The organism is Lewinella sp. JB7 (genome assembly GCF_024297185.1).
Lineage (GTDB): Bacteria > Bacteroidota > Bacteroidia > Chitinophagales > Saprospiraceae > Neolewinella.
Genome location: NZ_JANCTD010000001.1, coordinates 753,082 through 767,556, shown reverse-complemented (window position 1 = coordinate 767,556; position 14,475 = coordinate 753,082). Strand labels below are relative to the sequence as shown.

General features: G+C 57.3%; 9 protein-coding genes. 2 read left to right on the top strand and 7 right to left on the bottom strand.

The window, feature by feature from the left end; genetic code table 11:
* Positions 1–36: 36 nt before the first annotated feature.
* On the bottom strand, positions 37–1,485 hold the full coding sequence (locus tag NMA52_RS02820; RefSeq protein ID WP_254826120.1) for a hypothetical protein: 1,449 nt from the start codon (positions 1,483–1,485) through the stop codon (positions 37–39).
* A 438-nt stretch (positions 1,486–1,923) separates the two neighbouring features.
* Here NMA52_RS02820 and NMA52_RS02815 point away from each other — a divergent pair, with 438 nt between their 5' ends.
* Both NMA52_RS02815 and NMA52_RS02810 read left to right on the top strand, forming a co-directional pair.
* Positions 1,924–2,805 carry a spore photoproduct lyase family protein gene (locus tag NMA52_RS02815; RefSeq protein ID WP_254826119.1) on the top strand — a complete coding sequence of 294 codons (882 nt, stop codon included), beginning with the start codon at positions 1,924–1,926 and terminating at the stop codon, positions 2,803–2,805.
* Positions 2,806–3,061: 256 nt separating this feature from the next.
* Positions 3,062–4,246 carry a hypothetical protein gene (locus tag NMA52_RS02810; RefSeq protein WP_254826118.1) on the top strand — a complete coding sequence of 395 codons (1,185 nt, stop codon included), beginning with the start codon at positions 3,062–3,064 and terminating at the stop codon, positions 4,244–4,246.
* 111 nt (positions 4,247–4,357) lie between these two features.
* On the opposite strand, the gene NMA52_RS02805 is transcribed toward NMA52_RS02810, so the two are convergent.
* The 6 genes from NMA52_RS02805 to NMA52_RS02780 all read right to left on the bottom strand — a co-directional run bounded on the left by NMA52_RS02805 (position 4,358) and on the right by NMA52_RS02780 (position 14,374).
* Complete coding sequence (locus NMA52_RS02805; protein WP_254826117.1) at positions 4,358–9,655, bottom strand: AAA family ATPase; 5,298 nt, start codon at positions 9,653–9,655, stop codon at positions 4,358–4,360.
* 320 nt (positions 9,656–9,975) lie between these two features.
* The gene (locus NMA52_RS02800) at positions 9,976–10,653 is read right to left on the bottom strand and encodes a type 1 glutamine amidotransferase domain-containing protein (protein WP_254826116.1); all 678 of its coding nucleotides are present in this window, start codon (positions 10,651–10,653) and stop codon (positions 9,976–9,978) included.
* Positions 10,654–10,737: 84 nt separating this feature from the next.
* Complete coding sequence (locus NMA52_RS02795; RefSeq protein WP_254826115.1) at positions 10,738–11,898, bottom strand: iron-containing alcohol dehydrogenase; 1,161 nt, start codon at positions 11,896–11,898, stop codon at positions 10,738–10,740.
* A gap of 42 nt (positions 11,899–11,940) precedes the next feature.
* Positions 11,941–12,942 (bottom strand): NADP-dependent oxidoreductase, encoded by a 1,002-nt coding sequence (locus NMA52_RS02790; RefSeq protein ID WP_254826114.1) that lies wholly within the window; start codon positions 12,940–12,942, stop codon positions 11,941–11,943.
* An 11-nt stretch (positions 12,943–12,953) separates the two neighbouring features.
* Positions 12,954–13,610 (bottom strand): TetR/AcrR family transcriptional regulator, encoded by a 657-nt coding sequence (locus tag NMA52_RS02785; protein ID WP_254826113.1) that lies wholly within the window; start codon positions 13,608–13,610, stop codon positions 12,954–12,956.
* A 128-nt stretch (positions 13,611–13,738) separates the two neighbouring features.
* On the bottom strand, positions 13,739–14,374 hold the full coding sequence (locus tag NMA52_RS02780; protein WP_254826112.1) for a hypothetical protein: 636 nt from the start codon (positions 14,372–14,374) through the stop codon (positions 13,739–13,741).
* Positions 14,375–14,475 lie beyond the last annotated feature (101 nt).

Below are 14,475 nucleotides of genomic sequence, written 5' to 3'. Positions count from 1 at the left end.
ATGGAGGAGGTGAAGTTCCAGCGGGAAGAGATAGACTTACCGGGCTACCTCCAGCCTCCGCTTAATCTGCTGGAAAGTATCGGGGTTCCCTAGCTGATTCCAGTAAAATTTTTCGGAGTCGTCCTTAAAGAACGAGCCGTTCCGGCGCTGGTGCAGACAAATGCAATTTTTATCCGCGATAGCTATGAGTTTACAGTTCAATCTTAATCCATAACTCCGGGCCTGATCGAAAGCCTCGGCATAGTCCTTAAAGTGTCGAATCTCCAATTTGGTCTCAATTAAAAACCTCATCCTATCTGCTTCGTTGGACGAATGGTCATAGAATACGTAGTCGGGATATTTGCTCGCCCCCCTTCCCATTTTTAGGGTGTATTGCCGTCCCCAGTCGACCGGACCGAAGCCCATACTACGGATGAACGGCTCGACAATCTTGACCTCGACTTCCCTCTCCGACGTTAAATCTCTATTTAGTTCGAATGTTGGACTCCATGGTTGTGGTAATGCGTCGGTACGGAAATTTTCATCCTTCGCGCGAAGCATTCGGAGCAGGGCACGGTAGTCATGACCCGACAACCGATAGCCATTCAACCCCTGAAGATTTTTTCGCACGAGTGGGTGTGTGGCGAAATGAGCGTCCGTCCGCAGATCGGCCACCGTGATTCGGGGTACTCTACTGATAAACGTGATGTGGACCTGACTATACCAGTGAAAAAATGGATCGATGTATCCATCGGTGATCGTCCGCCAGATGGAGTGAATGTAACTCCGGGGGGACAAACAGTACATCACTACGATATCTCCCTTTCTGGCCCGTTTATTCCCCTGCCAGAACGACACCGTTCCGGATTGCGCCTGGTCCAAAAATTTAAAATCACCACCATTTTTGTTACCGCCTACGATCCAAACATTCGCAGGGTCCGGCAAAGATGAGTTAACGTGCGTATTATCCGCTGACCGGGGTACGAAATCAAGGATAAATGCCATGAACTCCTCACTCTTCAGGCCGATCTCACGTCTGTAATCATGCAACACGCCACAAATCTTCCCATAATAGCTCCATCGTTCCTCCCAGTCTCTCCTTTTCGGCAGCGGGGGTGAATCCAGGTTCAGGTAATCCAATATCCGGTAGAGAAGGTCTATTTTATTGATGAATATATAGGGTATATACCGATCCGGATATTGACAATATAGTAGCGTAGTAACGAGCCTAAAGTCAAATGAATAGTCAAAGTCATTAATGCTTACGGTATAGGAATCCCCCTCGTAGGTAACCGGAAAACCCTTTCGAAGAAGAAAGATGAACTCGTTTCCTTCATCCGGAACCTGAGCCAGTGACCGTGCGATTGCGTCCCTATAAGCCTGAATACTTTCCCGACTGTAAGAGCACTCCAGGATCTCCGCCGGATCTAAGGAAGCGTACCTCCTGATCGCCGAACTGCCGGACTTACTTTCCTTATAAAGATTCCAGTGAAATGCATTATACATTATGGCTCATAGTTTTACCCCAAGGAATTTCATCGCTTTCTGGCAATCACATTCGCGCCCATTACTTCATTGCAGTGGCTAAGGTAGACATTCAAGACTTTTACATTCATTCCGAAATACAAAGTACTGTGATGCTTCATTGATTTACCGCCCTCGACGATAATCGCCTCAAGTAATAATCTTGACATAAATCCTTTCGGCTGACATCAATCGGTTGTCTTGATCGGTACCGGACTCCACGCAAACCAGTCTATAGCATTGCCAGGCAAAACTTAAATGCCGTGAACACATGAAGTGCTTGTAGTCGAAAGCGCCCCGCCGCCCACTTTCCCACCGCCCAAAACACCCCCAAATACGCAACCAAGCCATCCCCACAAGCGTTTACATAAGCTTGTCCACTACCCAACGACCGGCGCATTTATCACCCCAATTTTTGCCATGCCGCAACTGAAACGCCAACGCACTAAAACCCTGACGGTCAAGGACAACGGACGCTCCGCCGACTACGTCACGCCCAACTTTATTTACGGTTGTCTCGGGGGCTGCCGCGACAGCTACTGCTACGTGATGCGCTATAATCACGACAAGGTATTCATCAACGAAAATACCGAGCAGATCCTCGGTCGCGTAGATGCCCACGCCGGCAAACTCGCCTGGCCTAAATCACCCAACCAGACCGACCCGACGTACTATACCTACGACATCGGCTGCAGTACCGACATCGGACTGCACTGGAAGCATTACGACTGGCAGCAGGTATTCACCTTCTTCCGCGACCACCCGACGGCCAAGGCCACCTTCGCCACGAAGTACGTCAACCCCAAAATGCTCGATTTCGATCCCCGGGGCAAGGTGCGCATCCGCTTCAGCCTGATGCCCCAGAATATGAGCGACCTGGTGGAACCCAAGACCAGCAAGATCGCCGACCGCATCGCCGCCATCCCCCGCTTCATCGCGGCGGGCTACGACGTGCACGTCAACTTCAGTCCCATCATCTTCTGCGAGGGCTGGCTCGACGACTACCGTAACCTATTCGAGCAACTCGCTGCCGCCATCACCGACCCCGCCCACCGGGCCATGGTGCAGGCCGAGGCCATCATGGTCACCCACAACCCCTGGCAGCACCAGCGCAATCTCGCGGCCGGCATGACCGAAAGCGAAGCCCTCCTCTGGCGACCCGACATCCAGGAACACAAGCGATCGGGCTACGGCTCCAGCGCGGTACGCTACAAACGCGACTTTAAGGCCCAGCTCTGCGAGGAGTGGTTGGCGGTCCACAACGAAGTGATCCCCTGGAACACGGTACGTTACCTGTTCTAGCGCCGCGCCGGGAGAAGTCGGGCGGGGACGCGGGTACCATGTAAGCAATAAGCAGCAATCTTCTTTGGGTAAAACGACCAATCCGGCAGTATCGGAAGTGCCCCCCTGGGCTCGGGTTGATAATTTGGCAGGTAGTATAGGCGGCAATATGCGGGAAGTATTTATCGGGTATACCGCGGTAATTGCGGGCCGCCTGCGTAATTTAGTCAGTTAAGAGCACGGACCTGCTTCCGCCGCTATTCACCAACGCACCTACATGAGACTGACATTCATCGCCCTTACGGCTACCTTATTCCTGCAACATTGCGCAATCGACGACCCCGATCCGGCCGTGGACATCCCCGAGCAAACTGGCGACACCCTCGTCCTGCGTACCCAGAAGGTAAGGGGTACGGACCTGTTCGGCTTCGGGGCCGGGTTCCTGGACTTCGGGAGTACGGACGGTCTGTTCCCCTACCCCGTCACCTACCCATCCGACCTCTCCGGTATTGAGGGTGCCCGCACCAGTCCGGACTTTCGCGACGAGGATCCGGACTATATCGACATCATTACCGGAAGCCGGGACGGTGAGAAAGTATTCGTTGTCGATCAAAACAATAACCAGGACTTTACCGACGACCCCGTACGGTCTTTCGCGCCGGTGATGCCCGACGGTAGCCAGTCCCTGCTGTGCTACTTCCGCCGGGGTCAGGGGACGGAGACGATCCGCGATTCGTCCTGGATACAGATTGCCACGAGCAAACTACTCGGTCCCGAGGCGATCCTGTACGCCCGGGACGAGCACCTCCGGGCCACGGTAACCCACGACGGGATCAGTTACCAACTGGGCGTCGTCGATCCCTTTATGTCGAGAACATTCACCTACTCACCCACGGCCGAACTGGCAATATTAGCCATTGACGGCACAGGCCGGGACTCGCTCTCCCGCCATGACATCGTAACCACCGGGGAGTACCTGAAACTCGGAGACGATATGTACCGCTTCGACAGCATAACGCACTACGGCGAGTACCTCACTCTCGTACGGGACGGCAAGTTCGCCCATACGGAAGGTACGCAGGTGGGTATGCTGGCGCCCGCCTTCACCTTCCTGAGCGTAAGCGGCGATACGGTCAGCAGCGCCCGGCTTCGGGATAAACCGACTATTGTCGCGAATTCCTGCGGATGCGGCGGCGATACCCTATCCGGTGCCGCCTTCACGGACATCCGTAACACCTACGGCCCCCGCATCCACGCGCTCCGTCTGGACAGCGGGCTCGGCGAACCGACCGGGCAGTGGACCGTCGACTTCGCGGAGCCCTACAACAAGGATCTTTTCCAGCATTACCGTGGGGAGTACTGCTCCCGCATCGCCTACCTCATCGGGGAAGACCGGCGTATCCTGGAGAAATTCGATATCGGGGACTGGTCCAGGGCACTGGCAAAACACCTGCGTCCGTAATGGCGGCAGAAGTCCCGTAGTGGCTTCCGTTCCGGTGAAGGCACGGCTTTCGTTTTCCGCATTGCTCCCGCGCGCCCGCCCCCCTGGAGCGGCAGGAACCTCCCGTAAGTCCTACTTCGTCATCATCACGTCCGCGCCCGTCCAGTCCGCCGGCACGTCTTCGGTGATCAGTCGCGCGGCGTTGTTGAAGTAGCGTTTGATGACGGAGTCTTCGGGATAGTGCTCCAGGGCACGTTTGAAGTGAAACAGGGCCTCGATGAACTCACGGTCGAAGTAGTAGACCAGGCCCCGCTGAAAATCGGGATCGGCCGCCAGCTTGAGCGCCCTTTGCTGGGGTATATCCCCGTTAAAGACTTCGTACACGGGGAGGGCCGTTTGCTTACCCTTGACCTGCACTTTTCCCAGGAAGCGATGGTGGTAGTCTTCGTGGGACTCCAGGCTGTCCATAACCGCCTGACTGATGATGATCTCGGCGTAGTAAAACTTGGTCAACCCCTCCAGCCGCGAAGCCGTGTTCACCGTATCGGATACGACGGTCGCCTGCTGGTGGTGAGCATCCCCCAGAATTCCCAGCATGGTGGTCCCGGTGTGCATGCCAACTCCGATACGAATGGGTTGGCGACCCTTACGCGAACGCTCCTCATTGTAGGTGCGCAGTCTTTCCTGCATGTGCAGGGCGGCGCGCAGGGCATTTTCGGGCCGTTCGAGAAACAAAGCCATAATGCCATCGCCAAAGTACTGACAGATGAACCCATCGTGTTCGTTGATCGCCGGAGCCACCCGTTTCAGGAAAGCGTTGAGGAAGTTGAAGTTCTCCGCCGGACTCAGGGTTTCGGATAGCCGGGTATAGTCGCGGATGTCCGAGAACAGTACGGTGATCCGCTGGTGCGACTGGTCGCCTAAGCGGACATCCAGGATACTTTCCTTACCGAGGGTACGCAAAAAGGTATGGGGAACGAAGCGGCTGTAAGCTTCCGTAATTTTGAGTTGCTTCTGTAGCGCGCCGTCGAGATTCTTGTACAGCAGGGCATTATCGATGGATATGGCGATCTGGGCGGAGAGCGACTGTAGGATTTTCAGACGCTGCTCGGTGAATACACCCGTCGACAGATTATTTTCCAGGTAGATCAGGTGACTCAGTTCGGTCTTGCGGAATATCGGATAGCATAACACCGACTTCGGGCGGACTTGCTGAACGTATATATCGTGCGAAAACCGATCTGACCGCGTGGCGTCCTGCAGCACCAGATACGCGCGGCTGTTCAGTACGTAGTGAAGGATTTCGAAGGGTAACCGGTGAGTGTTTGACCCACTATCCGCATCGTAGATTTCCACGGTGTCATTGACCTGAGCCCGGGCGAGTAGCGTGAATTGTTGGCGTGCGATGGACAGTAGATATCCCCGTTCCGCTCCCGCGTTTTCAATGACAAGGGGCAACAACTTGGCGATGAGGTTGCTGAGCACGATCTCCCCGGAGAGGATTTGGGAAGCCTTCAGCAGACTCGCCAAATCGAGCAGTTGCGGGCTGCGGCCCGTGGTGGCGGGTGTTCCCGCGGGGGTGTCCTCGCGCAGATAGGCGGGGAATTCCTCGGTCAGGCGGTCCGCGACGTAGTCGGCCTGCCACCGTCGGTAGGAACGACGGGCGTGACTGAAGTGGATCCGGGCATATTCCGTGGACGAACGTCGGTGCCAGAACCGGCCGAAAAATTCGTGGGCCAGGGCCGCGATCGCCGGAAATTCGGATTCTTCGGCCGTCGTGATCGCCTGCTCGTAGCGACCGATGGCCCGCAGCGTGGGTTTCTTCCGGCTGGCGAACAGCGCCTCCAGCAGGTGGTGCTTGTGAGCGAAGTTAGCGGGGCAGGCGGCGGCCATTCCGCCCAGGCGTTCCCGGCATTCCGTCAGCAGATTTCCGTCCTGCTCTTCTACCTCCGGTTCCGCGGGCGGTGGGGAAACGAGTAGGCTTACGCCGAGAAAAAAATAGTGATCGGCCCACAGAATATTGGACTCGCAGGCTTTAATATTTTCCCGGTAGACTGCGTACGTTCGTATCACCTCCCGGTACTCCCGGCACCAGAAGTGCTGGGCCAGTTTGCAGTGTCCGAGCCAGCCGTTATTGATGTGCTGCTCGTAAAACGTCAGGCTAGCATCTTCCGAAAAGGTGTCGCGCAGGCGGTACTGCTGCTGTCCGGTCCGCAGGTAACTCAGTTTATACCTTTCCTGAACCGTGTACACCAGTAGGGGACTGAACTGCATTTTCCGCGCAAACTGCTCGAATTCCTGACATTCCGCGATGACGGACTGGATGGGAGAGCCCTGGCGGGAACGGTGTATAATGATGTCGTACTGACAGATGGAGACACCGATCGTATTGCCGTTTTCCAATCCGATCCGCTGCCCCTCCTCGAAGAAGGGAATAAGGTGGTCCAGCCGATCGCCGTATATCCTGCACCACAATCCCGACCGGTTGATGTACTGCACCCGGGCGTGGAAATTAGGGTAGTCAAGCGCCAGAGTGTCCGCTACCCTGGCGATCTGGTACGCCAGCGCCGGTCGTCGGTGCTTGGCGGCCAGGATGCTCCCGAAGTGCGCCAGAATGGGCAGCAGATTAGGGTTCTTCCCGTGCGCGAGGCAGAACAGCACGGAGCTGCAGACCGTAAAATAGTACTGCGTGAACCGGCCGATCTGGTGGTTGAGCGCGAACAGGAGCTTCGGGAGGATGCGCATACCCAGGCGACTTTTCTCGTCGGTCATTTCCGCCAGCTGAAGAAAGACTTCCGGACCGTCCCGGATGATTTGTTCGACCAGCCGTTGTTCGAGTCCGGCTAATCGCCGGCCGAGTACGGCCTCGTCTTCGGGCAGGTCAAACCCGCACAGCGCCAGCACTTCGCTGGCCGTGCGGATACCGCTGAGGTCGGTGAATTCCAGCAGGCTGATCCACAGGAGAAACTCGGCCATTTCCGCTTTTTCCGCCAGGTGGCGGGCCCTTCCGAAGGCCTCTTTGAAGACAGCCTCCGCCCGGTTGAAGTGCAGGGTGATAGCCAGTACTTCGCCGAAGTGACGATAGAGGGCGTACGTCAGCTCGTAATCCTTATCCCAGGGGTCCTCCCCCAGCAGCTCCAGTCCGGTTTGCAGATAATGAAAGGCGGAATCGTTGGCGATGGATTTTTTCGCCTGTATACCGACCCGCAAGTTCAATTTCGCCAGTTGCGTGCGCTCCTCGGGCCGCTCGATCAGGCGCCGGCCGGTGTTATAGTGGTTGACGACATCAATCAAGCGATCGGCCGCGATCTGCTTGTTTTGCAGTCCGGCCAGGAGCAGTTGTCCGATCTCGTAGTGTACGCCCTCGCGCTTTTCTTCCGGCACCCGCGAGTAAACCGCCTGCCGGATGCGATCGTGGGCGAAGGCGAACTGGTCGGCGGTGGGTAGAATGAACCCTTCCCGCAGGGCGGGTTGGAGGTGATCGAACGTTTCGCTCTCGTCGCGTTGGTACACCACCGAAAGGATTTGCAGGGGAAAAAGGGTTCCGATGCAGCTAGCCAGATCCAGTACGCGCTGGGTATCTGCGGGCTGTTGGCTGATCTTCTCGACCATGAGTTCCACGACGTTGTCCGTAATTCTGAGGGCCGTTATTTTCGCCATATCCCACTTCCAGCGCTTACCCGTCCGGGGATCATCTACCGGTTCGATGCCCCCACGCTCGTAGAGGGATTGTAGCATCTGCCGCAGAAAAAACGCATTGCCGTTGGTCTTGCCGGCCAGTAGGTGGCTGAGCGGTCTGGCCTCTTCTACGGTACAGCCTACCGTATCGGCGATCAACCGATTGATATCGGCGGTACTGAGGCTTTCCAGGGTGATCTCCGACACGCGACAGTCCGACTCTCGGATCCGACGGATGCACCGCCGAAACGGGTGGTTTGTCGGTACTTCATTATCCCGAAAGGCGCCGGTGATAATGAGCGCACTATCCGATGACCGGGTAAGCAATTCCAGAACTTCCAGGGAGGGGGCATCCGCCCACTGCCAATCATCGATGAATACGAACAGCGGATGCCGGGGCCGGGCGACGGTGCGAACGAACTGAGTGAGTACCGTATGGAAGCGCTGTTGGTTTTCCCGCGGGGGCAACTCCGGTAATTCCCGTTGCGGCCCGATGATCTTTTCCAGCGACGGAATCAGTTCGGTCAGTACCCTGCCCCGCCCGGCCAGTGCCCTCAGAAAGGTACGCTTCCACCGCTCCAGCCGGACCGGGGACTCCGTCAGCAGCAGTTGGACCAGATTATCGAAGGCCTGAATCCAGGCATAGTAGGGAAAATTGCGCTGGTACTGGTCGAACTTCCCCTCGATAAAGTAGCCCTTACTTTCCGTCAGCGGTTTGTGGATTTCGTACACCAGGGCGGACTTTCCCACCCCCGAGTGTCCGCTCACGAGGAGCAATTGAGTAACGCCCCCGCCGGTTTTGCGGTAGGTATCGATCAGGAACTTAATTTCCGCTTCCCGTCCGTACAGCTGCTGCGGAATTTCGAACCGTTCGCTGAAATCACCCCGCCCCGGACAAAAAGCCGCGGCCCCCGCGGGACGATCGATATTCGATCGGCACCAGTCGAGGTCCGCCCGAATGCCCCGCGCGGATTGGTAGCGATCTTCCGCGTTTTTGCGCAACAACTTTTGGAGGATCCGGGAGAAAGCCTCTTCGGCGGCGTCGATCGGTTTGCGGCGGGCAATCCACTCCCGCGCCTGCGTGGGTACCACGGCCAGATGGCAGTGTACGAGTTCGAGCGCGTCGGAGGAGAGAAAGGGCAAGCGGCCCGTCCATAGTTCGTACAGACATACGCCGAGGGAGTAAAAGTCGCTGCGGTGATCGAGCGTCCGGTTCATACGTCCGGTCTGTTCGGGAGAGATGTAGGCCAGGTTACCGGCGATGTGTTCGGGGCTGCCGAGATAGGTGGCCTTCACGTTCAGGCGGGTGGCGATCCCGTAGTCAATGAGCCAGACTGCTCCGGAAGCCGTTTCGACCATTACGTTGTCCGGACATACGTTTTTATGAATGATGTCCGACCGGTGAAGCTCCTCCAGAATTTCGCTTAACTGGATCGCGTAGTCCAGCAGGGTCGCAAGGGGCATAGGTTCTTGCGCCACTTCCCGCAGCGTCCTGCCTTCGATGTAGGCCAAACGCATGGCCGGCTTTCCCCCGTAGGTCAGTTTTTCCAGCACCGGCCGGATACCGGGACGGTCCACCGTACGCAACACCCGCCATTCGTTGTAGAACTCGTGTACCTGCTCGGCGGTGGGATTGGGTAGATTCAGCACCTTCAGTACCGAGGCTGCCCGTTCCGCCTGCGCGGGTACCCGGAGAATCTGTGTCCGCTCGGAGTGGAACAGGAGCTCGGGTGTAGGAGAGTCGGTCGGCATGATGAAGGGTTGAAGGGCGCGCAACGGTGTTCCCTCGGTGAACCCATGACCGATCATCGATACGGAGGGCAGGATCGGGGCCGCCGTAGCGTATTCGGGTTCGGGTGCCGTCGGCGTGTGGGATCGAATGAGAGTTCGGACGGTTCTAGCGCGGTAAGGCCACCGGTTGATTCCGGGTCGACCACTACCGAAGTTCCCTCTCCTCTAAAGATACAGGCCGGGGGCTTTCCCTACAATAGCCATCGTACCTCCCCCGCGCTACGAAAAAACCCGCATCCCCTTTCGGAGATGCGGGTTTCGTAAAAGACTGCCGACGATGCCTACCGCAGCGCCGCGTACAGTTTCTCCGCCACCTCGTGCGAACTGGCCGGGTTCTGACCGGTGATGAGGTTACCGTCCTGCAGGACGTGTACGTTCCAGTCGGCGGCCTTGGAGTAGATGCCGCCGTTTTCCTTAAGCATATCCTCCACCAGGAAGGGCACGACCTCGGTCAACTGCACGGCCTCCTCCTCGCTGTTGGTGAAACCGGTAACCTGACGGCCCTTCACGAGTGGCTGGCCGTCGGTACCCTTGACGCCCTTGAGCGCGGCCGGGGCGTGGCAGACGAAAGCCACGGGCTTCTCCTGCTCATTGAAGGTTTCGATCAGTTTGATGGAGGTCTCATCCCCGGCAAGGTCCCAGAGCGGACCGTGGCCGCCGGGGTAGAAGACCGCATCGAAGTCCGCGGCGGAGACCTCGCTCAGCTTTTTGGTGTTGTTGATCACCCGCTGAGCGGCTTCGTCCTGCTTGAACCGCTTGGTGTCTTCGGTCTGGGCGTCTTCGGTATCGCTGCTGGGGTCGATGGGTGCCTTACCTCCCTTCGGGGTGGCTACGGTGATATTGACCCCCTTATCGAGCAGGGTGTAGTAAGGAGCGGCGAACTCCTCGATCCAGAATCCGGTCTGCTTACCGGTGTTTCCCAGCTTATCGTGGGAGGTGAGTACGAATAGTACGTTCATGTTGAATGGATTGATAGTTTACGGCGGGTTATGCATGGATGGCTCCTGCGTTCCCGCCAAAATGGTATGCACGGAAGGCTCGGCTCAGTAAGCCATTTTCACGATCTGCTCCGCGTCGGCAGGTTGGAGCGTCTGGTGCTCCCCGAGTCCCTTCCAGCCTCGCTCGTTGAATCGCTTGGCGACTTCCTCGCCCGTGCCCTCGTAATCGTCGGTGTACTGCGAAAGTTTGGTGTCGATGCCGAGTTCGTGGAAGAATTCTTCCGTCCGCGCAATGGCGGCCCGGGCCTTTTCTTCCGTGGTTCCCGCGGTGATGTTCCAGACGCGTTCGCCGTACTGCGCCAGTTTCTCCTTCTTCGCTTCGAAGTTGTAGGTATAGTGGCTGGGGGCGATCACCGCCAGGGTGCGGGCGTGGTCGATGCCGTAGAGGGCGGTAAGCTCGTGGCCCATCATGTGCACGGCCCAGTCGGTGGGTACCCCTTTGGAGATCAGTCCGTTGAGGGCCATCGTGCAACTCCACATGAAGTTGGAGGCGGCGGTGTAATCGGTTGGGTCTTCCAGCACTTTGGGCGCTACTTCGATCAGGGTCTGCAGGATGCTTTCCGAAAGCCGGTCCTGGAGGTAGGCTCCGGTGGGATAGGTCATGTACTGCTCCAGCACGTGGGTGAAGGCATCGGTAATGCCGTTGGCCAACTGGCGTTGGGGGATCGAGTGGATGACCTCGGGGTCCAGGATGGAGAAGGTGGGAAACAGTCCCGGTCCGCCCATAACCAGTTTTTCCTTGGTTTCGGCGCGGGTAATGACGGAGCCCGAATTCATCTCCGAGCCGGTGGCCGGCAGGGTCAGGACGGTCGCGAAGGGCATTCCCTTTTTGGTGGATATGTTCTGAGTAAGGATATCCCAGGGCTCGTCACCTTCGTACAGCGCGGCGGCGGAGAGAAATTTAGCCCCGTCGATCACCGATCCTCCGCCGACGGCGAGAATGTAATCGATATCGCGGGCCTTGATCACGGCCAGGGCTTCCATGAGGATCGCGTATTCCGGGTTAGCGGGGATGCCACCGAACTCTTCCACCTTGCGGTCGCCGAGGGCGGAAATGACCTGATCGTAGATGCCGTTGCGCTTGATGCTGCCGCCGCCGTAGAGCAGGAGGATATTAGCGTCGCGAGGAAGCTCATCGTTCAGCTTGGCGATTTGCCCCTTACCGAATATGATCTTGGTGGGGTTCTGGAATTGAAAGTTGTTCATAGAAATTGAAAATTTGAAATTTGAAATTGAAAATTTTACATTTTAGATTTTCACCACCATCTTGCCCGTATTCTTGCCGTCGAAAAGGTCGAGGAAGGCCTGGGGAATGTTGTCGAATCCTTCGCGGACCGTCTCGGTATGGGTCAGTTTATCTTCCCCTAGCCACTGGGCGAGTTGCTTGATGCCGGCGGGATATTTGTCTGCGTAATCAAAGACGATGAAGCCCTGCATCAGGGAACTGTTTTTGACCAGGAAGGGCTGTACGCTGACGCTCTTCGGCAGCTCGGTGTTGTTGTAGACCGAGATCGCCCCACAGTTGATGGTGCGCGAGAATTTGTTGATGTTGAACAGTACCGCGTCGGAGATCGGACCGCCGACATTGTCGAAATAAATGTCAACCCCGTCGGGGCAGGCGGCGGCGATAGCCTTAGACATGTTCTCCGTCGTGTTGTAGTTGATGCCCGCGTCGAATCCAAAATCAGACTTCAGCATCTCCACCTTCTCGTCGCTTCCGGCGATGCCTACGACCCGCAGTCCGAGGATTTTGCCGATCTGTCCGACCACGCTGCCGACCGCGCCGGCCGCTCCGGAAACGACGAGGGTTTCACCGGCTTTGGGCTTGCCGATCTCGGTCAGGCCGAAGTAGGCGGTCAGGCCGGTCATGCCCAGTACGCCGAGGTAGGCGGATAGGGGTGCCTGGTCGGGATCTACTTTGATAAGGCCTTCGGCACCGGCCACCTGAGTTTCTTTCCAGGCCAGGGAGCCGGTCACGTAGTCTCCCTTAGTGAATCCGTCGTGCCGGGATTCCAGCACCTCCGCGACCACGCCGGATACGATCGGCTTGCCTAGTTCGAAGGGCGGGACATAGGAGGGTACGTCATTCATGCGACCCCGCAGGTAGGGATCGACCGATACGTAGGTCGTGCGGAGCAGTAGTTGTCCGTTATCGACGGTAGGGACTTCCTCCGTAGTGAATTCGAAATTCGCCGGCGTCGGTTTTCCGGACGGGCGACTCTTGAGGTTGATGATCTTAGTGGTACTCATGATGATGGGGGTTAATTTTTGATGCTGTTCCAGGCCATGCGGTAGGCTTCGTCTATCTCCGTCCGGCTGAGCTGGTAGAGATCGCGTTGTTGCATGTGCAGGAGGAAGGCGATGGGGTAAATGGTGAAGGCGTAGAGCACGTAGGGCGATACGGGCCTGATGACGCCCCGGGCCTGCCCCCGTTCCCAGAGTTCAAGGAGGGGGCGCAGGTGCTTCAGCCCTTCCCGGCGACTGTCTTCGTCGACCATGGGCGTATTGTCGCACTGGGACAGGAAGACCGACTTCTCCACCTCGCGCAGCTTAAAATCGGCGATGTTGTGCCAGATCTTCCGGAAGTCCTCCTCGACGGAATCGCCGGCCACGTAGTCCCGGAAGGCCGATTCGCTGAAGGATCGCTTCACCTCGATGTAGACCTGGTTGATCAGGTCCTGCTTGCTGTCGAAGTAGCGGTAGATCGTCCCGGCCGCTACCCCCGCCAGCTTGGCGATCTTGGCCATGGGCGCGGCGTGGAAGCCGTTGTTGTTGACCAGGGTGATCGTAGCCCGGACGAGGGCGTCCCGCTTCGCGCGGCCTTTGGGGGGGAGAGGATTGGGAGATTGAATGGGAAGAGGAATGGGTGAGGGGAGATTTAGGAGACTAGAGGTAAGTATAACAAAATGAACGTTCATTCAGTTCGCTGGGTCGGTTGTTTCTTTAGGCGGGAACGCAGGAGCGGGCTAAGCAACAAAAAGCCGCAACTACTCTGGGAGCAGTCACGGCTACGTATGATTCTTTAAGGACGGGAAGGGATGCGATCTTAGTTTCCCGGATGCATGGCTACCTGAATATTGGCGCAATAGCCGGTCTCGTCGGAGTCCGGGTGGAGGGTCGGCCCGGAGGGGAAACCCGTGGTGCAACCACCGTTCATGGTGTTGATTTGGTCCGGAATGATTCCGGGTTGGGCGGGCCCGTGGGTACGCAGGGCCAGGTGTACTTCGGCCGTCAGCGGGTTATCGAACACGGTAAGGTTGATCGGCGCGTCAAATTCGTCCCCGACGCTGAGATGGCCGGAAAAGTTGCCCTTGCCGCTCTGTCCGACGATGTGGCCGGCCGCGTAGGTGGAAGAGGGGGGCCCGGGGGCGTCACCGAAGACCACGAACCAGAGGGTATAGGCATTACCGGGAATCAGGTGATCGGTCTTGAAGTTTGCCGTAATGCCGTTGGCTGTGCGGTGCAGACGGGAAGAAGCTCCGGGTATGATCATCCATTCTCCGGCCGGGTTCTCGTAGATTGCGGTGGATGAGACGGAGGAACTATTCATCCGTTTGGCGTCTGCTCGCATTTCACTCTTCCGGACGTCCTGTAGTAAGACGTCGGATCGGAAGGATTCTTCCTGGGTACAGGACGTGAGTACGAATAGTAAGAGCGGGAAGAAAATTTTTGGTGTCCACATGATTCGCTGCTTTAGGTTAAACAATGGAATGATAACCGCCGGCAGTAGTACCCAGCACCGGTTGCTAACGTCCGGCGAGAGTTATCTATGCAGCGGCTGTT

Bases quoted from the DNA above. Each gene is read 5' to 3' on its own strand.
- NMA52_RS02820 (WP_254826120.1), bottom strand. From the start codon at position 1,485: ATGTATAATGCATTTCACTGGAATCTTTATAAGGAAAGTAAGTCCGGC.
- NMA52_RS02815 (WP_254826119.1), top strand. From the start codon at position 1,924: ATGCCGCAACTGAAACGCCAACGCACTAAAACCCTGACGGTCAAGGAC.
- NMA52_RS02810 (WP_254826118.1), top strand. From the start codon at position 3,062: ATGAGACTGACATTCATCGCCCTTACGGCTACCTTATTCCTGCAACAT.
- NMA52_RS02805 (WP_254826117.1), bottom strand. From the start codon at position 9,655: ATGCCGACCGACTCTCCTACACCCGAGCTCCTGTTCCACTCCGAGCGG.
- NMA52_RS02800 (WP_254826116.1), bottom strand. From the start codon at position 10,653: ATGAACGTACTATTCGTACTCACCTCCCACGATAAGCTGGGAAACACC.
- NMA52_RS02795 (WP_254826115.1), bottom strand. From the start codon at position 11,898: ATGAACAACTTTCAATTCCAGAACCCCACCAAGATCATATTCGGTAAG.
- NMA52_RS02790 (WP_254826114.1), bottom strand. From the start codon at position 12,942: ATGAGTACCACTAAGATCATCAACCTCAAGAGTCGCCCGTCCGGAAAA.
- NMA52_RS02785 (WP_254826113.1), bottom strand. From the start codon at position 13,610: ATGAACGTTCATTTTGTTATACTTACCTCTAGTCTCCTAAATCTCCCC.
- NMA52_RS02780 (WP_254826112.1), bottom strand. From the start codon at position 14,374: ATGTGGACACCAAAAATTTTCTTCCCGCTCTTACTATTCGTACTCACG.